13 protein-coding genes are annotated in these 20,785 nt (G+C 47.5%); 9 read left to right on the forward strand and 4 right to left on the reverse strand.

From position 1 onward, the window contains the following. Window positions 1-41: 41 nt before the first annotated feature. The 6 genes from DXD25_RS11365 (at window position 42) to DXD25_RS11390 (ending at window position 11,034) form a co-directional block, all read left to right on the forward strand. Window positions 42-3,041 (forward strand): TonB-dependent receptor, encoded by a 3,000-nt coding sequence (locus tag DXD25_RS11365; RefSeq protein WP_233522291.1) that lies wholly within the window; start codon window positions 42-44, stop codon window positions 3,039-3,041. A 28-nt stretch (window positions 3,042-3,069) separates the two neighbouring features. Continuing rightward, window positions 3,070-4,743, forward strand: a complete 1,674-nt coding sequence (locus tag DXD25_RS11370) for a RagB/SusD family nutrient uptake outer membrane protein (RefSeq protein WP_117663605.1) — start codon at window positions 3,070-3,072, stop codon at window positions 4,741-4,743. Between the two features lie 246 nt (window positions 4,744-4,989). Further along, complete coding sequence (locus tag DXD25_RS11375; protein ID WP_233522294.1) at window positions 4,990-6,612, forward strand: sulfatase; 1,623 nt, start codon at window positions 4,990-4,992, stop codon at window positions 6,610-6,612. 95 nt (window positions 6,613-6,707) lie between these two features. Continuing rightward, entirely contained in the window at window positions 6,708-8,201 is a 1,494-nt protein-coding gene (locus tag DXD25_RS11380) for an arylsulfatase (RefSeq protein WP_117663606.1), read from the forward strand. Window positions 8,202-8,260: 59 nt separating this feature from the next. Beyond that, window positions 8,261-9,487: an anaerobic sulfatase-maturation protein gene (locus DXD25_RS11385; RefSeq protein ID WP_117663630.1), complete on the forward strand. Its 1,227-nt coding sequence runs from the start codon at window positions 8,261-8,263 to the stop codon at window positions 9,485-9,487. Window positions 9,488-9,498: 11 nt separating this feature from the next. Next, window positions 9,499-11,034: an arylsulfatase gene (locus DXD25_RS11390; protein ID WP_117663607.1), complete on the forward strand. Its 1,536-nt coding sequence runs from the start codon at window positions 9,499-9,501 to the stop codon at window positions 11,032-11,034. A gap of 269 nt (window positions 11,035-11,303) precedes the next feature. Here the strand turns inward: DXD25_RS11390 and DXD25_RS11395 are convergent, their stop codons facing one another. Next, window positions 11,304-14,231, reverse strand: coding sequence for an outer membrane beta-barrel protein (locus tag DXD25_RS11395; protein ID WP_117663608.1), 2,928 nt, complete (start codon window positions 14,229-14,231; stop codon window positions 11,304-11,306). Window positions 14,232-14,610: 379 nt separating this feature from the next. Here DXD25_RS11395 and DXD25_RS11400 point away from each other — a divergent pair, with 379 nt between their 5' ends. Both DXD25_RS11400 and DXD25_RS11405 read left to right on the forward strand, forming a co-directional pair. Then, window positions 14,611-14,958 (forward strand): type II toxin-antitoxin system RelE/ParE family toxin, encoded by a 348-nt coding sequence (locus DXD25_RS11400; RefSeq protein WP_089543001.1) that lies wholly within the window; start codon window positions 14,611-14,613, stop codon window positions 14,956-14,958. Further along, on the forward strand, window positions 14,958-15,272 hold the full coding sequence (locus DXD25_RS11405) for a helix-turn-helix domain-containing protein (RefSeq protein WP_089543002.1): 315 nt from the start codon (window positions 14,958-14,960) through the stop codon (window positions 15,270-15,272). The genes DXD25_RS11400 and DXD25_RS11405 overlap by 1 nt, the downstream gene beginning before the upstream one ends. A 74-nt stretch (window positions 15,273-15,346) precedes the next feature. Here DXD25_RS11405 and DXD25_RS11410 read toward each other — a convergent pair whose 3' ends face one another. Further along, window positions 15,347-15,766, reverse strand: a complete 420-nt coding sequence (locus DXD25_RS11410) for a DUF6078 family protein (RefSeq protein ID WP_117663609.1) — start codon at window positions 15,764-15,766, stop codon at window positions 15,347-15,349. 437 nt (window positions 15,767-16,203) lie between these two features. Next, a complete protein-coding gene (locus tag DXD25_RS11415; protein ID WP_117663631.1) occupies window positions 16,204-17,478 on the reverse strand; it encodes a VapE domain-containing protein in 1,275 nt (424 codons plus the stop codon). 452 nt (window positions 17,479-17,930) lie between these two features. Here DXD25_RS11415 and DXD25_RS11425 point away from each other — a divergent pair, with 452 nt between their 5' ends. After that, window positions 17,931-19,331 carry a hypothetical protein gene (locus DXD25_RS11425; protein ID WP_147327901.1) on the forward strand — a complete coding sequence of 467 codons (1,401 nt, stop codon included), beginning with the start codon at window positions 17,931-17,933 and terminating at the stop codon, window positions 19,329-19,331. Window positions 19,332-19,418: 87 nt separating this feature from the next. On the opposite strand, the gene DXD25_RS11430 is transcribed toward DXD25_RS11425, so the two are convergent. Further along, on the reverse strand, window positions 19,419-20,270 hold the full coding sequence (locus DXD25_RS11430) for an Rpn family recombination-promoting nuclease/putative transposase (RefSeq protein ID WP_117663612.1): 852 nt from the start codon (window positions 20,268-20,270) through the stop codon (window positions 19,419-19,421). Between the last annotated feature and the right edge of the window lie 515 nt (window positions 20,271-20,785).

The raw sequence follows: 20,785 nt of genomic DNA on the forward strand, positions 1-20,785 counted from the left end.
TCATTTTCAATCGATTACATAAGAATTAACAGAGTATTGCTATGAACAAAAGAGCAAATTTGTATTTTGCAGCGCTGTTGGGTGCCATGTCACCACTAAGCACTGTCACTGCATTGGCAGCTCAGAGCAATTCAGCAATTGCAACCGCTACCCAGCAGCAAAACTCATGTAAAGGTACTGTAAAGGACGCTTCTGGCGAGCCTATCATTGGTGCTACCATCCGTATCGATGGCAAGACCGGCGGTACCGTAACCGACCTTGACGGTAACTTCGTCCTTAACAATTTGACTAAGGGCGCTAAGCTCACTATTACTTACGTAGGTTACAAGGCCCAGACAATCACTTGGAACGGAACTCCATTAGACATCACTTTGCAAGACGATGCCAACGTACTCGAGGAGACTGTAGTCATCGGTTACGGTACAGTAAAGAAGGCAGACTTGGCAGGTTCTGTTGCTGTGATGGAAGGCAAGAGCTTCAAGGATCAGCCAGTTGCACGTGTTGAGGATGCCCTCAACGGTCGTATGTCTGGTGTACAGGTTATGTCTAGCGGCGTACCTGGTGGATCCATGAAGATTCGTGTCCGTGGTGCCAGCTCAGTAAACAAGAGCAACGACCCTCTCTACGTAGTAGATGGTATCGTTCGCGAGACTGGTCTTGAGGGTATCAGCCCTGAGGATATCCAGAGCATTCAGGTATTGAAGGATGCTTCTTCTACCGCTATCTATGGTGCCCGTGGTGCCAATGGTGTTGTGATGGTACAGACCAAGACCGGTAAGGCTGGTATTACACAGGTAACTTTCGACGGCAGCTTCGGTTTCTCTAACGCTTACAACATCCCTGAGGTAATGGGTACCAAGCAGTATGCACAGGCTTTGGTTGACCACAAGGGTGTGGATCAGAGCGCTGTACAGGATTATTTGAATGGTACCAAGCCAGGTATCGACTGGATGGATCAGCTGCTCCAGACTGGTATTACCCAGAACTATAAGGTTTCCTTGTCTCAGGGTAACGAGAAGACTCAGACTTATTTTTCTGCCAACTTGATGGATCAGAAGGGTGTAATCGTTGACACCAAGTCAAGACGTTACGCTATCAAGGCAAACATTCACAATAAGGTATTCGACTGGTTGGAATTGACAGCCGACCTTAACCTCGCTCAGACAGACAACTCAGGTGCTGGCTTCGCTCAGAACCAGTCTAACCCTATCTGGGTAGGTTTGAACTACTCTCCTACTATGGAGATGATGGCTGCCAACGGCAAGTACAACCTGGACCCATACAACAACATCCAGAACAACCCTTACGGTATTCTTCACGACAGCCAGAACGACCGCAAGCGTACCATGGTAACTGGTCACGTTGACTTGAAGTTCAACCTTCTCAAGGGCTTGACCTTCACTACCACCAACGGTATCGACTACAACGATTACAAATGGTACAGCTTCACATCTACCAAGGTGAACGCAGCAGGTAACAACATGGGCAACAACGATGCTACCGTAACCGCTTTGCAGTCAACCAACAACTTGACTTATAGCAACAAGTGGGGTGATCATGGTTTGACAGCAACAGGTGTATGGGAAGTTACCTCTAACGAGGTTCGCCGCATGGGTATGTCAGGTACAGGTATTGCTCACGAGCAGTTGGGCTACTGGAACGTAGCAGATGCAGCTTCCAAGACACCAACCAACGGTTACAGCAAGTGGACCATGCTTTCAGGTGTAGCTCGCGTTATGTACAACTACGCAGACCGTTATATGTTGACTGGTACCTTCCGTGCGGATGGTTCTAGCCGCTTTACCAACAAGAAGTGGGGTTACTTCCCATCTGCAGCTGCAGCTTGGACCATCTCTAACGAGAAGTTCTGGGAGCCTATCAAGGATGCAGTAGAGTACATGAAGATCCGTGCTAGCTACGGTATCATCGGTAACCAGGATATCTCTCCATATTCAACTCTCGGTTCATTGGGTACAACCGGTTTCACATACGGTACAACTCAGTCTTACACAGGTTACTGGGCAAATGGTCTTGCTACACCAGACTTGACATGGGAGAAGGTTCACCAGTTTGACCTCGGTGTTGACCTCGGTTTCTTCGGCAACCGCTTGAACATCAGCTTAGACTACTTCGACAAGAAGACCAAGGATGCCCTCCTGACCACATCAGCTCCAGGTTACCTGGGTGGCACATCTTACTGGGTAAATGCCGGTGAGGTAAGCAACAAGGGTTTTGATGCAACCATCAATGCACAGATTATCCAGACCAAGGACTGGTCATGGTCATCAACCTTGAATGCCAGCTACATCAAGAACGAGGTAACCAAGTTGACAGCAGATGCTCCTATCCTCTATGGTACCAGCCCTTCTCCAGGTACTGTTGACCCATGTACCATCATCAAGGAAGGTGAAGCTATCGGTACATTCTACGGCTTCAAGTGGGCAGGTGTAGAGAAGAACGACAAGGGACAGTATGTTGATATGTATTATGCAGCAGACGGTACCAAGACCGCTACTCCTGATGCATCAAAGGATCGCTTCGTATTGGGCCGCTCAAACCCAGACGTTACTTTGGGATGGAACAACACCGTAAGCTACAAGAACTGGGACTTCAACGTATTCTTCAATGCAGCCTTCGGAGCTAAGCGTTTGAACATGGTACGTTACGCTATGAACTCAATGGTAGGTGCCTCTATGTTTGTAACCGATAAGGATTACTTCAACAACATCGGAATCACCATGCCAACAGTAGGTGCCGAGAACAAGACATACGGTAACTCAGACAAGTGGTTGGAGAATGCAGATTACCTCCGTTGCGAGAATATCAGCATTGCTTATATATTCCCACGCAGCATGACTAAGATTGCAGACATCCGTCTCTCTCTCTCAGCTCAGAACCTCTTCACCATTACCGGCTATAAGGGAATCGACCCAGCTGGTGCATCATTCAGTGACAATGGTGTTGACCGTGATAACGGTTTGGATATGGGTGCTTACCCTAATCCTCGTACCATCACAATGGGCGTTCGTGTAAACTTCTAACTTCAATCATCTAAAAACTGAAATAATTATGAGAACTAGAAAATTATTATATATGGGTTGTCTCATGGCAGCATCATTGCTTACCTTCTCTTCTTGCGGAGACTTCCTGGATGAGGAACCTAAGGGACAGTTGACCCCAGATAACTTCTTCAATAGCGAAGATGACCTGACAGCAAGTGTTAACGCACTGTATGACCGAGTAAACCAGACACAGAGTTGGACCAACCCTATGTACCCTCAGTGGCAGGGTGATGATATTACAGCCAACCCTGGTTCTAACAAGCAGGCTTGTGCTGCCCTCGATGCTTTTGCATCTGATGGTGCCAACAAGGGTGTAACTGACGCCTGGAACCAGCACTATTCTGTAATCAAGGCTGCCAACCTGATTACCGAGAGTGCAAGCAAGGCTCCTGTTGCTCAGGATAAGATCAATGTAGCTCTGGGTAATGCACACTTCTGGCGTGCATACGCTTACTACTATCTGGTACGTGTATTCGGTCCTGTGCCATTGATTACCGGTACCGACGTTTCACAGTTGGAGGTTGCTCCATCTAGTGTAAAGGATGTATATGAACTGATTGTATCAGACTTGAAGGCAGCCGTTAACGAGCTTCCTACCAAGTATGAGAAGGAGCCTAGCCGTTTGTTCGGTGTGGATGTCTGGACAACCAAGCAGGCTGCACAGGCTACCCTGTCAGCAGTTTACATGTCTATGGCTGGCTACCCACTCAATATGGGTACAGAGTACTACAAGCTCGCTGCAGAGCAGGCTAAGTCTGTCATCGACAACAACGGTTCTTACGGTTTCATCCTGAACCCAGAGTGGAAGGATGTTTACTCTATGGGTAACAACTACAACATGGAGACCGTGCTTGGTATCAACAACGATGCTCGTGGCTGGTGGGATCATGACTCTCAGCTTTCTTCCTGCTGCCGTTTCGAAGGTCTCGGCGATGGTGGCTGGGGTGATGCCTGGGGTGAAATCGCATTCTGGAAGAGATTCCCAGAGGGTGCTCGCAAGAATGCCATCTACGCTCCTAAGGTTACTTTCCAGGATGGAAACAAGATTACAAAAGCTGTTGATTGGTGGGCACTGAAAGAAGATGGAAAGACTCCAGAAGTTGAGGCTTATCACCCAATGTTCTGTATCTTCACCGTTAACTCTGACGAGAACGGCAACATGCTCCGTCAGGCTTACGATTACCTGGCTCCTAACTGGGGTGGTATGATCAACGACCGTCGTCACAACCTCATCCGTTACTCAGAGATCCTTCTCTGGTATGCTGAGAGTGCAGCTCGCTCTGGTGGCGATTTGAACAAGGCTAAGGAGTGCCTCCGTCAGGTTCGCAGCCGTGCCGTAAACGATGTTGAGAACGTTACATTGGGCAATGGTACTACCGTGAAGATTGCTGATATGAATGCAGAGCAGCTGGCTGAAGCTTGCTACATTGAGCACGGATGGGAAGTTGCCGGCAACTGGGTATCTATGGTTACCCGTCGTTCTGACGAGCTTCGTATGGACGAGTTGAAGAAGAACTTCGACTACCGCGTAACTAATGCTCCTCTCGTAGTAGCAGAGCAGAATGGCAAGACCTATACTGCTAAGGAAAGTGTAACTGTTTCAGGTTCTTGGTCTGAGGATAAAATTTACTGTCCATATCCAACATCAGATGTTGAGAAGAACCCTAACCTGAAGAGATAAAAGCTTGCTAGGTTTGTTTATTATAAGAATAACTCAACTGTTTTCTCTTGAAGAAATTGTTGGGTTCAGGTTTAAATTGAAGAGGGTGCGCCAACTGATGGCGCCCCCTCTTTTTGGCATTTTATCAACCTCTACTATCTTTGTCTATAATTCATTCATTATTAACTATATATCACCAGAATCATGATGAATAACAACCGAAATCAACTCAATCGTTCATTACTGGCATTCGCTGCCTTGCAGGTAATGCCGCTGTCGCTCTTCGCTCAGGGAGAACGACCAAACATCTTGTACATTATGTGTGATGACCATGCCATGCAAGCCATCAGCGCATACGGTAGTCCAATCTCTAAATTGGCACCAACACCTAACATCGACCGCCTAGCTGAAAGGGGAATGAAATTCAACGAGGCTTTCGTGGAGAACTCTCTCTCTACTCCAAGCCGTGCGTGCCTGATGACGGGTCTTTACAGTCACCAGAACGGACAGCGCCAGCTTGCCGAGGGTATCGACTCTACCAAGACCTTCTTCTCAGAACTGCTGCAGGGGGCAGGCTATTCTACTGCCGTAGTGGGCAAGTGGCACATGTCCTGCAGTCCGAAGGGATTCGACTACTATCATGTTCTGGATGACCAAGGGCAGTACTACAACCCAACCTTCGCTTCTACCGGCCAGTACGGTAACTTCAAGCAGGAGATGGGCTACGCCACCGACCTCATCACCGACCATGCCATCGAGTACCTGAACAACCGCGACAAGAACAAGCCATTCTGTCTGCTGGTTCACCACAAGGCACCTCACCGTCTCTGGATGCCTAACACCAAGTATGTAAGCAAGTATGCCAACGTCAACTTCCCTTTGCCAGAAACATTCTGGGATGATTACGAGACCCGTGGTTCTGCTGCATCTACCCAGAAGATGTCTATCGACAAGTATATGGAGATGGTACGCGACCTGAAGGTTCCTGAGATGTACGATCCTTCTACTCCTGAGGGTAGAGATTCCTATGCCGGACTGATGGGCGAGATGAACCGCATGACTCCACAGCAGCGTGCCATCATCGATGCTTACTACATGCCAAGAAACCGTGAGTTCCTGAGCAAGAACCTGACCGGCAAGGAGTTGATCGAGTGGAAATACCAGAACTACATCCGCGATTACATGGCTGTGATTGCCTCAGTAGATGAGAGCGTGGGCAGACTGCTGGAATATCTCGACAAGAACAACCTCACCGACAACACCATCATCGTCTATACATCCGACCAGGGATTCTACATGGGCGAGCACGGCTGGTTCGACAAGCGATTCATGTACGAGGAGTCATTCCATACCCCGCTCATCATCAGCTATCCTAAGCACATCCAGCCAAAGAGCGAGTGCAACCAGATGGTTCAGAACATCGACTTCGCTCCTACCTTCCTCGACCTGGCTGGTTTGCAGAAGCCTAAGTACATGCCTGGCACTTCACTCCAGCCTCTGTTTGCCGGCCAACCAGTGAAGAAGTGGCGCAAGAGCCTGTACTATCATTATTATGATTACCCTACCTACCACCTGGTACGCAAGCACGATGGTGTGCGCACCGAGCGTTACAAGCTGATTCACTTCTACGGCAAGGGTGGCGAGAGAGCCGTGGTAGAAAACAAGTACCAGGGACAGCCTGGCACAAGAGAGAACAATTGCTTCAATGCCCTCAAGTCTATCAATTACTTCACCGATGATGCCGACATCGACTACTGGGAGTTGTATGATATCAAGAGCGACCCTAACGAGCTACACAACATCTACGGCAAGCCAGGTACTCAGAAGATTGAGAAGGAACTGAAGAAGTTGCTCGCCAACTACCGCAAGAATCTGAAGGTAGATGAGTAGAATCTAAAGGTAGAAGATTCTAAATATAGATGAATAGAATCCAAAAACAGAAATTTATGAAGACAAACAAGACAATATGGCTCACTGGGGTAGGCATGATTTGCCTGCCTACCCTGGTGTGCGCCAAGCAGAACGTACAGCAGCCCAACATTCTCTTCATCCTCTGCGATGATATGGGATATGGCGATCTAGCCTGCTACGGTCAGCCTTACATCCATACCCCCAACATCGACCAGATGGCAAGAGAGGGTATGCGATTCACCCAGGCATACGCCGGTTCGCCGGTTTCAGCCCCATCACGTGCTACCATCATGACGGGTCAGCATACCGGTCATACCCACGTAAGAGGCAACAAGGAGTACTGGAGAAACGTGCCGATGGTGAAGTATGGAGTAAATGAGGACTTTTCTGTTGTGGGTCAGGAACCTTACGACCCGCAGCATAAGATTCTTCCGGAGATGCTGAAGGACAAGGGTTATCGCACCGGAGTCTTCGGCAAGTGGGCAGGCGGATACGAAGGTTCTGCCTCTACTCCCGACAAGCGTGGCATAGATGAATTCTACGGCTACATCTGTCAGTTCCAGGCCCACCTTTATTATCCTAACTTCCTCAACCGCTACAGCAAGTCACAGGGAGATACCGCTGTGGTAAGAGAAATCATGGAGCAGAACATCCTGTATCCGATGTTCGGCAAGGACTATTTCAAGCGCAACCAGTATTCTGCCCGAATCATCCACGACAAGGCACTGGAGTGGATCGACCGTCAGGACAGTAAGCATCCATTCGTAGGCTTCCTCACCTATACCCTGCCTCATGCCGAACTGGCTCAGCCGGAGGATTCCATCCTGGAGAACTATCAGAAGAAGTTCTTCGAGGACAAGACCTGGGGCGGACAGGAAGGTTCCCGATACAACGCCGTGGTTCATACCCACGCCCAGTTTGCCGGAATGATTACCCGTCTTGACCAGTATGTAGGCGAAATCTTCGCCAAGCTGAAGGAGAAGGGTCTCGACAAGAATACCGTGGTAATCTTTACCTCGGATAACGGTCCTCACGAGGAGGGCGGCGCCGATCCAAAGTTCTTCGGTCGCGACGGCAAGCTGAAGGGCTTGAAGCGCCAGTGCTACGAGGGCGGCATCCGCATCCCGTTCATTGCCTGGTGGCCGGAGCACATCAAGGCGGGCAGCGTAAATGATACCCAGTTTGCCTTCTACGACCTGATGCCAACCTTCTGCGACCTTGCCGGAATCAAGAACTTCGCCAAGCGCTATACCAACAAGAAACTGGCAGGTGATGGTTTCGACGGAATCTCCATCGCTCCTACCCTTCTGGGCAAGGATGCCGAACAGAAGCACCACGACTACCTCTACTGGGAGTTCCACGAGACCGACCAGATTGGTGTGAGAAAGGGCGACTGGAAGATGGTAGTGGTAAAGGGCGAGCCACGTCTCTACAACCTGGCTTCGGATATCCACGAAGACCATAATGTAGCGGCAGATCATCCTGAAATCGTAAAGGAACTCCTGGCTGCTATCCAGAAGGAGCACAGAGACAACCAGGATTTCAAGATTACCCTGCCTAAGTTCTGATTCTTAACAAAAGTGGATTAAGGAGTTAACTTCCTCCATATGTAAAACTTGAAAAAATGATGAACGACAACATAGCAACTCCATTTGCCAAGCCCCTGTATGTGATGCTGAAGCCCGCAGGCGCCCATTGCAACCTGGCTTGCAAATACTGTTATTATCTGGAAAAGAACCATCTTTACCAGAACACTCCCCGACATCTGATGACCGACGAGATGCTGGAGCAATTCACCCGGGAGTACATCGAGGCACAGACCATGCCCCAGGTGCTCTTTACCTGGCATGGAGGTGAGCCGCTGATGCGCTCCATCGACTTCTACAAGAAAGCACTGGCGCTTCAGAAGAAGTACGCCCACGGCAAACAGATAGACAATGTCATCCAGACCAACGGCACCCTCCTCACCGACGAGTGGTGCGAGTTCTTTGCCAAGAACCATTGGCTGGTAGGCATTTCCATCGACGGACCTCAGGAGTATCACGACCACTATCGCGTAACTCCTGCCGGGAAGCCTTCCTGGGAAAAGGTGATGCAGGGCATCAGCCTGCTGAAGAAGCATCGGGTGGAATGGAATGCTATGGCGGTGGTCAACGCCTATAACGCTGAGCATCCGCTGGAGTTCTATCATTTCTTCAGAGACAACGGTTGCCAGTACTTGCAGTTTACCCCTATCGTGGAGCGACTTACCGAGCACGAAGACGGCCGCACCCTGGCGAGTCTTGCCGACGACCGGGAGATTCCGCTTTCGGATGCTTCCGTTACCCCGACACAGTGGGGCAGCTTCCTCTGCACCATCTTCGACGACTGGGTGCGCCACGATGTGGGTAAGATGTTTGTGGAAATCTTCGACTGCACGCTTGCCAACTGGATGGGTGTGCTGCCGGGCATCTGCGCCTACTCCAAGGAGTGCGGTCATGCGGGCGTGATGGAACACAACGGCGATGTGTATTCCTGCGACCACTTCGTCTTTCCGGAATACAAGCTGGGAAACATCAGGGACAAGTCGCTCATCGACATGCTTTACGGCGAGAAGCAGCAGGCATTCAGCCGCCTGAAGCATACCTCGCTGCCTCGCCAGTGCAAGGAGTGCGACATGGAGTTTGCCTGTCATGGCGAATGCCCGAAGAACCGTTTCGAGAAAGACAAGTATGGAGAGCCGGGACTGAACTATCTCTGTCAGGGATATTACCAGTATTATTCGCATGTGGCTCCCTACATGGACTTCATGAAGCGGGAACTCCTTGCCCAGCGTCCACCAGCCAACATCATGAATGTTTTAAAAAATAACTAGCGATTATCATTATGAACAAGACTTATATCACCATCGCCCTGCTGTCACCGCTGGCTTGCACGGCTGCGATGGGAGCCAGGAAGGCGAAGGCAAGCAATCAGCAGAAGCCTAACGTCATCATCATCCTTGCCGATGACCTGGGTTATGGCGACCTGGGATGCTATGGTGCCAAAAACGTAGAGACACCGAATGTGGATAAGCTGGCGAAGCAGGGAATCCGTTTCACCGATGCCCACGCCATCGCCTCTACCAGTACCCCATCCCGCTACTCTCTGCTCACGGGCGAATATGCGTGGCGCAAGCCGGGCACCGATGTGGCTCCGGGCGATGCGGGAATGATTATCAAGCCTACCCAGTTTACCATGGCAGATATGTTCAAGAGCGTAGGCTATTCTACCTGTGCTATCGGCAAGTGGCATCTGGGCTTGGGTGCTGAGACTGGCAAGCAGGACTGGAATGCCCCCTTGCCGTCTGCCCTGGCTGATATCGGCTTCGACCATCATTACATCATGGCTGCCACAGCCGACCGTGTACCTTGTGTATTCATCGAAGACGGCAAGGTGGCTAACTACGATCCGTCGGCTCCTATCGAGGTAAGCTATTACAGAAACTTCCCTGGCGAACCAACCGGAAAGGACAATCCTGAGTTGTGCTATAATATGAAGTCGAGCCACGGCCACAATATGTCTATCGTGAACGGCATCGGCAGAATCGGTTATATGAAGGGTGGCGGCAAGGCATTGTGGAAAGACGAGAACATCGCCGATTCCATCACTACCCATGCCATCGACTTCATCAAGAAGAACAGCAACAATCCTTTCTTCCTCTATTTTGCCACCAATGATGTCCACGTGCCTCGTTTCCCACACCAGCGTTTCCGTGGAAAGAGCACCATGGGTGTGCGTGGCGATGCCATCGTGCAGTTCGACTGGTCGGTGGGTAAGATTATGGAGACTCTGGATAAGTTGGGCATTGCGGATAACACCATCGTATTGCTTACCAGCGACAATGGTCCTGTGGTAGATGACGGTTATCAGGATCAGGCAGAGGAACTCCTGAATGGTCACAAGCCAGCGGGTCCTTGGCGCGGCAACAAATACAGCGCCTTCGAGGGAGGTACGGCGATTCCAGTCATCGTGCGCTGGCCCAAGAACGTGAAGGCGGGTCAGACCTCCGATGTTCTGATGTCCCAGATCGACTTCATGGCTTCATTCGGCAATCTGATTGGTGCCACCTTCCCTAAGGGTAGTGCCCCTGACAGCAGGAACCATCTTGGCAATCTGCTCGGCACCGACACCACCCATCGTCCATGGGTAGTCGAAATGTCGAGTAACCATGTACTTTCCATCCGCACCAAGGAGTGGAAATACATCGAGCCGAACGATGGTTCGAAGATGATCAAGTGGGGTCCGAAGATAGAGACCGGCAACAATCCTCTTCCTCAGCTCTACCGCATCTCCGACAATCTCTATGAGCAGGATAATGTAGCCGATACTCATCCTACCGTGGTTTATGAGCTGCAGAACATCTTGAGAAGAGTAAGATAATAAAATCTGCGCTAACGTTTTTCCCCACACGCCCTGAAAGGGCAGAAGCTCCTAGCCCAGGGCAATCGCCCTGGGTATAATAGCAGTCAACAAAGCGCCCTGAAAGGGCAAAAGCTTTATAAATTGTCAGGTATTTGAAAGCTTTTGCCCTTACAGGGCGACAGGTTTGCATCATAATAACCCAGGGCGATTGCCCTGGGCTAGGAGCTTCTGCCCTTTCAGGGCGTGCCGGGTGTGTCTTACAACACACCCCACCTCATCCCCCACAATTACTTCTTATTCTTCGGTGCCTTACTGAATTTATACATCAAATGCACCATGGCATAGCTTGGCAGGGTGTTGTTCCATTTCTCGGTCTTGCCCTGTCCGCCCACCTCATACACGGTGCTCGAGAGATTCTGAAGAATATCAAAGGCCTCCGCCTTCAGCGTCAGCTTGCCTTTGCAGAACGAACGGGCCAGCGAAGCATTCCATACCAGATCACTGGTGTTAAACGACTTCTCGCTGTAACCTCGCCTGCAATATTCCTTCAGGTCGGTAGAGAGCGAAATGCCCAGAGGCAAGGTGTAAGTCATGTTGCCACCATACTCAAAATCATAGGCATTCAATTTCTCGAAATTGCTGCGGTCGCTCGTACCATGCTTCCACTCCACCTTTCCACCCAAGTTGATGCTCAACTTGTCTTTCTGATACTTGAAGTACAAACTGTTTCCCAACTCGGTTCTGAGCACATAGCATAGCTGGGTAGAATTATTGTCGTAAGCGATATCAAAATCCTTGCGGCGCAAACCGTTAAACCACAGACGATAATCCAGACGGAACAGTCTTGCCTTGTCAAGAGCCACACCATAAGATGTCGTTGTCCAGAAATCCCAGTTGCCGCCACCACCAATATTATCACTCATATAAGTGTAGCCACCCGTCTGCGAATTATAAGTAGTGCGGGTACCCACAAGATTGTGATAGAAATTACCCGTAGCGAAGAATCCCACATACTGCTGATTCTTGAGTCCGTTGAAACGGATGTTTACATCATAATGATGATACAGCGAATTCTCCAGGTCCGGATTGTTCACCCTCACCGCCAGCGGATTCGAATTGTCTCTGTATGGCATGATGCTGAAGAAATCAGGCATCTGACTCTGCATATAATAAGTTAAGCTGATAGACTTCTTATCGTCATAACAACCGTACATGAACGTAGGTCTGAATACCATACGGCTTCTTTTGGCTATCGTGTCGAGAGCCGATGTGTGGTAATTGATACGCTCCTTTTCTTTAGAAAGACTCAGCGATAGAGTCAGGAACGAAGAAGGAGCATTTCTTTGGAATTCAAGTTCTGCACCCGTATCCTTTCTCATCGTCTGATAGCTTCTACTCACATCTTCGTCCATCACCCCCGAAAGCTGCTCCATGTTAGAAGGCAGCGTAGCAAACATCAGTTCCGGATTGGATATCCAGTCGCCGCCCAGCTCGTCCAGACGGTATTTCAAGCCCTTTACCGATTGATAGGTTTGCTTAAACTTTGGACCAACCAACATCGTCCACTTAGTATATGGAATTTCTATTCCATACTTAAAGCTGCCTCTTATTTTATATGTGTTCGATCTGCTATCGTTGTAATAGTTACGTAAGTCCTTCTCGCCAGTCTTGAAATATTCATTGCGGTTCAGGCTGAAAGACTCGTTTGGCTTAGAGCTGGAATAGCTTCCACTCAAGTTCAGTTCGATTCTATCACCCCAAGGCAACTTATACCACGCCAGAGCTTGCTGACTACCAGTGAAAGCATGCACTTTTGAGCGTGATTGATAGAGCGAACGGTTGGTGATGATGTCGTACAGGCTGCCACTTACATTCTGTGCAAAGGTAGAATCGATGGTCTGACTGATATCACCCCATCTTTTAGGGTTGGCAGAATAGGTAGCACTACGGTTTGACGATGATGACTTTCTGTCGGAGTAGTCGATACGGGTATCCAACCAAACCCCCAACTTCCCATCCACCTGGAAGTTATTATAGAGGTTGAAACTATGGTTATCGCTGCGCGAATCATTGATACTTCTACTGTAGATATTGCCGGTAGAGGCAAAATTCTCCTGCGAACTGCGAGTCAAGTCATGCGTATTGTCCCAAGCAAACGTAACGTTTCCCTGCTCACTTATTTTCTGACTCTTCGATGACGTATTAAAGTCAACGCCCACCTGGCGGGTAGTTTTCTGTCCCTGCGGACTGTTGGAAGGCGACCAGTCGCCCTGACTTCCCGGTCGTCTTGTTTCGTTCGTGTTATTCAGGTTTCCAAATACCGAGATTCGTGAATTGTCAGTGTAGTAGAGTCCGAAGAGACGAGCCAGATAGCGGTCTTCGCTACCCCCGGCAGCCTCCATGTTGGCGATGTATCCACGGGAGTACTCACGCTTCAAGGCCACATCCATCACATAGTCTTTCTTCTCCATTTCCTTCCCCATGAGTCGGCTTTTTTCAGAAGAACGGTCATACACCTTCAGTTCCTTTACGGTATAGTAAGGAAGATTGTCGAGCATCACCTGGTTCTTCCCCTTGAAAAAGTCTTTTCCGTTAAGGAGCAGATAATCTATCTTTTTGCCGTTCACGTAAATATCGCCGTTACTCTTCATTTCAGCTCCCGGCATCTGTCTTACAAGCGCATCGAGCATGGAACCATCAGGCACATTGAATGCGCTGGCATTAAAGACGAGCGTATCGCCACGGTAAGCCAGCTTCACCTTGGTGCCAGTCACCACCACGTCATCGAGGGCAACATCCTGATTGAATTTCTTCTTGAGCAAAAGCGAAGGAAATGAGAAATTTTTATTGCGTGCTATGTATTTGATGGTATGATTGATACACTTCGATTCATAGCCATCACACGCTGCCTTGACGATATAAGTAGCGGGACGTGCTGGGACTTGAGTATGATAAAAGAGGTGTTTTCCCCATCCACTCGTAGTCATGGTATCTATCACGTTGCTGTCCTTGTCCATCACCGTGACAAAAGCCTTCAGATAGGCTTGGGTAAACGAATCTTTCACGTCACCATAAATTTCTACTTTATGTTCTTTCTTTTTCTTTTCTTGCTGTTGCTGCAGATTGTACTGATTGTACAAATTGTGCAGATTGCCACGAGCATAGGTTGGCAATAGAGCCATCAAAAACAAGATAATCAAGTTAATAGATTTCATATCTTACCATTTTAGTTATTATTCACCACATTCTTTCATCTACCGTATTGCCCCCATCAGGCAGCCAATATACTGATAGATTTTGCAAAGATACAGTTTTTATGTTAGAATGTAGCATAATCGCCTGCATTTTAGGCATTATTATCTTTTTTATTATAGGTATAAAGTGCACTTTTCCCGACAGGCATCAAAAAAGAAAGTCTCCCGACAGGCGTCCCGGCGGTTCAAATGAGACTACTTCTCTACCAGCACATCCTGCTCCTCGTAGCTGTCGTATCCCAGACTTGCGAATTATAGTTAATAAAGAATAAAAAAAAGTGTGTATGTTTACATATATGCTAACTAATCTGTATTTTTGCATTATATAAAAAAAGAGAATATGTTTGAGCGACCGAAATTTAAAATCATATACTCTAATGAAGTTATTGAATTTCTCAATTCTTTAGAAAATAAAGTAAAAGAGAAAATCATGTTTAACATCAACAAGAGCAAATATGTTGTAGATACAGAGCTTTTTAAAAAACTAAAAGGCAGTGACATTTGGGAATTTAGGACTAAATACAATGGTTCTATTTATAGAGTCTTTGCCTTTTGGGATACAGAAGCAGATACATTGGTTATTACAACCCATGGTATAATCAAAAAGACGCAAAAGACTCCGTCGAAAGAAATTCAAAAGGCAGAGTCTATTAGGCGAGAATATTTTAACGAAAAGAACAAAAGATAATGGCAACAACGAAATTTTACACAGAAGACGAAGCTTTAGATAAAGTACTCGGTAAGGAAGGTACACCATTGCGTAATCAATATGAATCAGACATGAATGCTTTTCTGATGGGAGAAGCTATCAAAAAAGCACGCCAATCGAAGAATCTGACTCAAGAGGAACTTGGAGCACTAATTGGAGTAAAGAAATCACAAGTTTCTAGAATAGAAAAAGGAAACAATATCACATTTGCTACCATAGCCAAAGTTTTTAGAGCAATGGGAATCTCTGCCAGCTTTGAAATGGCAGGTATTGGCAAAGTCGCATTATGGTGACAAACTGTATGAGTACCTAGGTGTCTCCAAGAGCGTAAGCCCGCCAGGCAGGACGCCTGGCGGATCCAATGCGCCTACTTCTCTACCAGCACATCCTGCTCCTCGTAGCAGTCGAATCCCAGGCTGAGGTCGGCACCTCTTTCCTTGAAAATCTCCAGGAGTTCTGCCTGCATCTGAGGATTGAGAGGGAACTCGCCATTCCTTGCCTTGTAGAAACGGCGCTGGGTGAAGGGCGTATATACGTTCAGATATTTGGCATTGCCCGATGGGATGGATTTGCAGAGACGGATGAAACCTCTTGCCCAGCGCTGACGTTCGGAAACAAGATGGTAAGGACAGCCTTCTCCCTCTACCTGGAGAAGATCGGTATTCAAGACCATGAAGGAAGCTTCTTCAGCCTTTGCCTTCTGATAATTGGCGTAGCGGGCACAGGTGTTGCTACGGCTGCAGGATGCCAACGGGCATGTAATGTTGTAAGGAATGTACTTGTTCATATTTGCGTAATGTTTTAAAAGTTATTCTATAGTCTATTATATAAAATTCTATTGTCTATTATATAATAAGGTGTGATGGTACTTACGAGATGTCGGAACGTCTCTGAGAGGTCGGCATGATAGTCCTGACGGGTGGTAAAGAGGCTCCTTTCGATTATTGCCTCACTACGGCACAATATTGCCCTTTACCAGGGCAATATCTTGCCATTGCCAGGCACGAAACGATACGTCGGGAGATAGAGCACGAAACAATACGTCGGGAGATAGAAAAACCTTGCTCTCCATTTTACTCTTCACTCTTCACAGATTAGCCTGAAACCCCGATAAACACTGGGGGTGCGAGAGGTGAAGAGTGGCCAACCACTCTTCACAACTCTTCACCACTCTTCACACCTTCCGATCGAGAAAAGGTTCCCCACGGTTTATCCCCGTTTTTCTCAAGCCGAGAGAGCGAGGAGCTGATAGGCCTGTCCATTTCTGGTATGCCTGCTCTTGCATCCCATAAACTTGAGGGCTTGACCTATCTTGATCTTCGTGCTCAAATTTCCCACCAGCATAGGATATTGCAGATGAAGCACGTCGAAAACCTCGGAACAAATCATCCATTTACCCTCCTCTTCCTCAGCCGGCATTCGGAAACAGTAGCTGATCATGGTCTCCAGATCATCCACCTTGAAGAAGGGCTGGTTGAATTCCTGGATGCGAGCCACCTCATCATTGGTGAACCAATAAGGGGTCTGCTTATCACGAAGCTCATACATCATTTGTGCATAGAGCTGGTCATAATTGATGACCGAACTGTTGTCTATAAACTCCCCGTCGGGAACTCGAAGACAGAGATAACGGCGACTTCCCGTCGGGTCGCAGAGAGGATGCTCATCGTTGGTGGTTGCCAGAAAAGAGGCGTATCTTCTGCGGTCTGCCTGACTCTTGCCGAAAATAGGGCGACCATTCACCTTTACCTTCGAAAGCGTCTGCTTCAGCTTGCCCTGCTGGGCAACGGTGATGTTGGCAAGCTCATCAATGTTCACCAGAAGATTATGGGTGAGCGCCATTTCTGAATCAAACTTGTTGCCGAAGTTGATGTGGTCGAGGAAATACTGGCGAAGTTCCTCGGGCAGCAGTCGGACGGCGAAGGTACTTTTTCCGCAACCCTGCTGACCGATAAGCACCGGTACGGCTTCATTTCCGTGCAGCATATCCATCTGCAGCCAATGGGCTACAGCCGAACGGAACCAGGTGGCACACCAGCCAAGCTGTTCGCTGGTCAACCCCGGAATTCTGCCGAAAAGAGCAGCCACATGGTTCTTGCCATCCCATTTCGGCAATTTGTTCATGTATTCCTGGATAGGGTCGAAGACGGGAACGGCATCCGACTTGATATACTCCTCGATGTCCTGTCTTGGCGACTTCTTCTCGCCGATTCCCAATTTCTTGGCACGGCGAACAATGGAGTTGAAAGCCTCAGCTGTAAGAACCTTCCAGTTCTTCTCCTCAGGGTTCTCCTCCTTCAGAGTCTCTTCTTTCTTCTCCAACTCCTTCTCCTCGGAATCCTCCATCTCCTCTTCAGGCTTGATGCAGAAGAACTCGGTCTTTCCGTTCAAAACATTTCTGCGGAAGAGGTAAAACTCCTCCAGAAAGCTCTCTACCTGGTAGATTGCTGATTGATTACCTGCCATCATAGATGACTTCAAATTAGTTTTTGTTTCCATAATCATGGTTTTAAAATTATTAATTAATGTGTGATTCACCCTCAAATTTGATGAGGGTGAAGAGCGGTGAAGAGTGGTGAAGAGTCGGCAGCCACTCTTCACGCATCTAATCAACTGTATATTAGCTGTTTACGATGCATTTGTGAAGAGTGAAGAGTGTTTTAGAAAGTAGCTTTCTATCCACCGCCGCCTGAATCTTCCATCCAGTCTTCTCATCTCCGGGTGCAAAGATACACAATAGGAAAAGCGTTTCCAAATTTTCCCGCCTTTCCCACGCCCATTCCGCTCCATTTGGGAAAAATCCCAAGGCTCTATGGGAAAAGGCGTGGGAAAATCGGGCGGATTTCTTCAGTTTTACGGGAAAACATTTGGTAATCATGATGGAAAAACGTAAATTTGCAGACTGATAACGGAACTTCGTTTCGCAAACTATTCACGATAAAACTAGAAATATGCTACAGACTCAGCAAGATAAACAAGTCCCCGCATTCAGCTACGAGGTTTTCGATCGTCAACTCGATCATTTTACAATGATGCTCAAGGTGTTGATGGACGGATGGGAAGATTACAGCTCGCAGGAGATGACCTTCGACATCCACTCCCTGTGTACCAAGGCAGCCCGACTCTGCTATCTGGCAGATCAGGACCTCGCCTTGCAGCATAGCGATGTTTCCCATCATCGCAAGGAGCAGAACGAGATGTATTTCACCTCCTTCGAACTTATCATCACCACCCAGTTTACCAAATTCATGAAAAAAGTACTTGCCCTGGTCAAGGCAGGCAAGAAAGTAGAAGGACATTCTTCCCCGAAGTTCTCCTCAGAGATCAGTACGCTCCTGCCAAAGCTGCACGACCTGCTGCTGATGGATGGCATGAACCAGGAATCGATACAGCTGATGGTGGAAGATATCCAGAATACGGAGAAAATGATTCAGAAATATCATAAAATCACGAAGTTCCCGGGGGTGAGATACGAGGAACGTCTGTGGCATCTCATCCGCCTCTATTGCCTCGCCAGCTATCTGGTGCTGCATTTCCGCAGAGTCTGCCACGTTACAAATTCAGAAATGACACCCGAGGAAGCGGCCCGATTAACGGAATGGGCGATACAGAAATACATCTCGGAAAAGGACAGCAGCGAAAAACTGGAACTGTATTTCTCCAATCTGCAGTACGACAACGATGGCAAACCGCTCAACGTGGACCAATGGCTCCAGGCGAGAAGGGAATTGAAGCATCTGGTGCCCCAGAATCTGCTCCTGCTGTTTCTCAATAGTGCAGATGATGTGAGCCAGTTGGGTGCCTCGCTGATAAAAGTGAATTTTACGAACGAGGAATTTCTGAAGCTCGTGGATGCTGTGGCTAAATACCAGATCATCACGCAGCGCATCCGTGCCATCGAATTTCCGGAAGAATTCGAGCAGTCGCTTCATAATGAGGTATTCTATCTTACGGTGAAGGGCCGTTCGGTGAATCTGGAGGAGTTGAAGAAATCCATCTCCAAGATGGTGAATCTGATAACCCGGAAAAACCAGTGGTTCTGTGTATGGAGCGTGCTGAAGCATCTCAACCTGATCAAGCATGAGAGCACCTTCGCCACCTTTGCCCATCAGATGATGAGTATCGAGTGGTTTGGCACCATCGATCCCCGTCTCCGCTTTACGGCAGATAATCTGAGCGATTACTCCCGCTACTTCAATGAGTACGATTATACCGAATGGAACGAGGAGATGTTTCTGGAGAAAAAGGAGCTGTATGGCATGACGAAGTGGTCGCCTAAGCTCTATCAGAATTTCTCTTCGCTCTGTGCCAGAATGATGCAGGCCATCTGGGGCTACAGCTTCTTCAGCTGATGAGGGAATTGAGGGAAGTTAAAGGGAGTGATAACTTCTCTAACTTCCCTTAACTTCTCTACTTTCGAAAGAATCTATATGAGTACGCTACGACTGAAGTTGCTTCAATTGCTCTTCAGTCAATCCAGTAGCTTGTATGATTTGTGACCAAGACATACCCATTGCCAACAAGTTACGGGCTACTTTCGCTCTACCCTTTTCCTCGCCATCAACATAAGAGCCATAAAGACCGGAGTAGTAATCGTCAATAGCCTTAATACTTTCATCGTATTTTTCCTGCTCCTCACTACTCAAGCAACGAACATCTGCCAGTTTTGCAAGATGATCGAATATCTTCTTCTGTGCCGTAAACGGCAATCTTTCCAATACTTCCATATACTTCAATACATAAATCCATTTTTCAAAACCTGTCTCGCATTCTTCCTCACTCTTATCAAAGAAAGGAAGAGAAAGATAGATGAAACGAAGCTTATCAGAAAACATGGAGTCGCTAGACTTCTCCCTCAAAGCTACGTCTGTTCTAAACTTTGTCACCTCATGCTCCCTTGGCATAAAATTCATAATGCAAACCACATAAACCGGCACAAACTGGTATAAAACAGGAGTGCGGTCACCTGCTTCATCAAACTTCTTGCGTTGGGCAACAAAAGCCTTACTAGCATAATAGATGGAACGATTCACAAAGAAAGGTACCCATCTGTTCTGCATCTCAACGATGAAATGCTTGTCATCGTCGGTAACACAATAGATATCAAAGATGCAGCCACGGAGATCATTAGTATCTCCAAGCTGTTCCTTATCCTTGAATGTTACGTCCTTGATTTGAAACTCGCCTTCAAACAAGTCATTCAAAAAATTAATCAGCAAGTCCTTGCTGAACTCTTGACCGAAGAGACGCTTGAAGCCCCAGTCGGTAAAGGGGTTGATATATCTACCCATAAGTCATTGTTTTAGATTCTGAAAATCTGCTGCGAAGATACGCTTTTTTATTGAAACAGCCAGGAATTTCTGGGATTTTCTTTCAAAAAGAAGGAAAGGAAAAGGTATGGAGAGAGAAAAAGATGAAGATGAGGGTGTATCATAAGTCCACGCCCCTCTCCTATATATAAATAAGGATAAGGGGGGACGAAAAAGCAAGTTTTATATGTTTTTTCGCCCAATTTGCATTTATTAACTTTTTTTTCAGACAACTTATTAAAATTTATCGTAAATTTGCAACCGGTTATTAAAATAAATAAGCCTAAACAAAAAGAATCATTAATTGAATCAATATATATACACTTAGTCAGACAATTATATAATTAAGAATCTGATTATCTCTATAAAACTACATAATATAACAATTAAAACCAAACAATTATGAGCAAAAAAAGTCAGTTTGGCATGACCCTATTACTATCTACGATCTTAGTAGGTGGCGCCAATGCGAGTACTGTTTCTACCTCAAACACATT

This window comes from Prevotella sp. TF12-30 (genome assembly GCF_003436715.1).
GTDB lineage: Bacteria > Bacteroidota > Bacteroidia > Bacteroidales > Bacteroidaceae > Prevotella > Prevotella copri_A.

Excerpts from the sequence above, each read along its gene's own strand:
- DXD25_RS11365 (WP_233522291.1), top strand. The coding sequence starts at position 42 with ATGAACAAAAGAGCAAATTTGTATTTTGCAGCGCTGTTGGGTGCCATG.
- DXD25_RS11370 (WP_117663605.1), top strand. The coding sequence starts at position 3,070 with ATGAGAACTAGAAAATTATTATATATGGGTTGTCTCATGGCAGCATCA.
- DXD25_RS11375 (WP_233522294.1), top strand. The coding sequence starts at position 4,990 with ATGCCGCTGTCGCTCTTCGCTCAGGGAGAACGACCAAACATCTTGTAC.
- DXD25_RS11380 (WP_117663606.1), top strand. The coding sequence starts at position 6,708 with ATGATTTGCCTGCCTACCCTGGTGTGCGCCAAGCAGAACGTACAGCAG.
- DXD25_RS11385 (WP_117663630.1), top strand. The coding sequence starts at position 8,261 with ATGAACGACAACATAGCAACTCCATTTGCCAAGCCCCTGTATGTGATG.
- DXD25_RS11390 (WP_117663607.1), top strand. The coding sequence starts at position 9,499 with ATGAACAAGACTTATATCACCATCGCCCTGCTGTCACCGCTGGCTTGC.
- DXD25_RS11395 (WP_117663608.1), bottom strand. The coding sequence starts at position 14,231 with ATGAAATCTATTAACTTGATTATCTTGTTTTTGATGGCTCTATTGCCA.
- DXD25_RS11400 (WP_089543001.1), top strand. The coding sequence starts at position 14,611 with ATGTTTGAGCGACCGAAATTTAAAATCATATACTCTAATGAAGTTATT.
- DXD25_RS11405 (WP_089543002.1), top strand. The coding sequence starts at position 14,958 with ATGGCAACAACGAAATTTTACACAGAAGACGAAGCTTTAGATAAAGTA.
- DXD25_RS11410 (WP_117663609.1), bottom strand. The coding sequence starts at position 15,766 with ATGAACAAGTACATTCCTTACAACATTACATGCCCGTTGGCATCCTGC.
- DXD25_RS11415 (WP_117663631.1), bottom strand. The coding sequence starts at position 17,478 with ATGGAAACAAAAACTAATTTGAAGTCATCTATGATGGCAGGTAATCAA.
- DXD25_RS11425 (WP_147327901.1), top strand. The coding sequence starts at position 17,931 with ATGCTACAGACTCAGCAAGATAAACAAGTCCCCGCATTCAGCTACGAG.
- DXD25_RS11430 (WP_117663612.1), bottom strand. The coding sequence starts at position 20,270 with ATGGGTAGATATATCAACCCCTTTACCGACTGGGGCTTCAAGCGTCTC.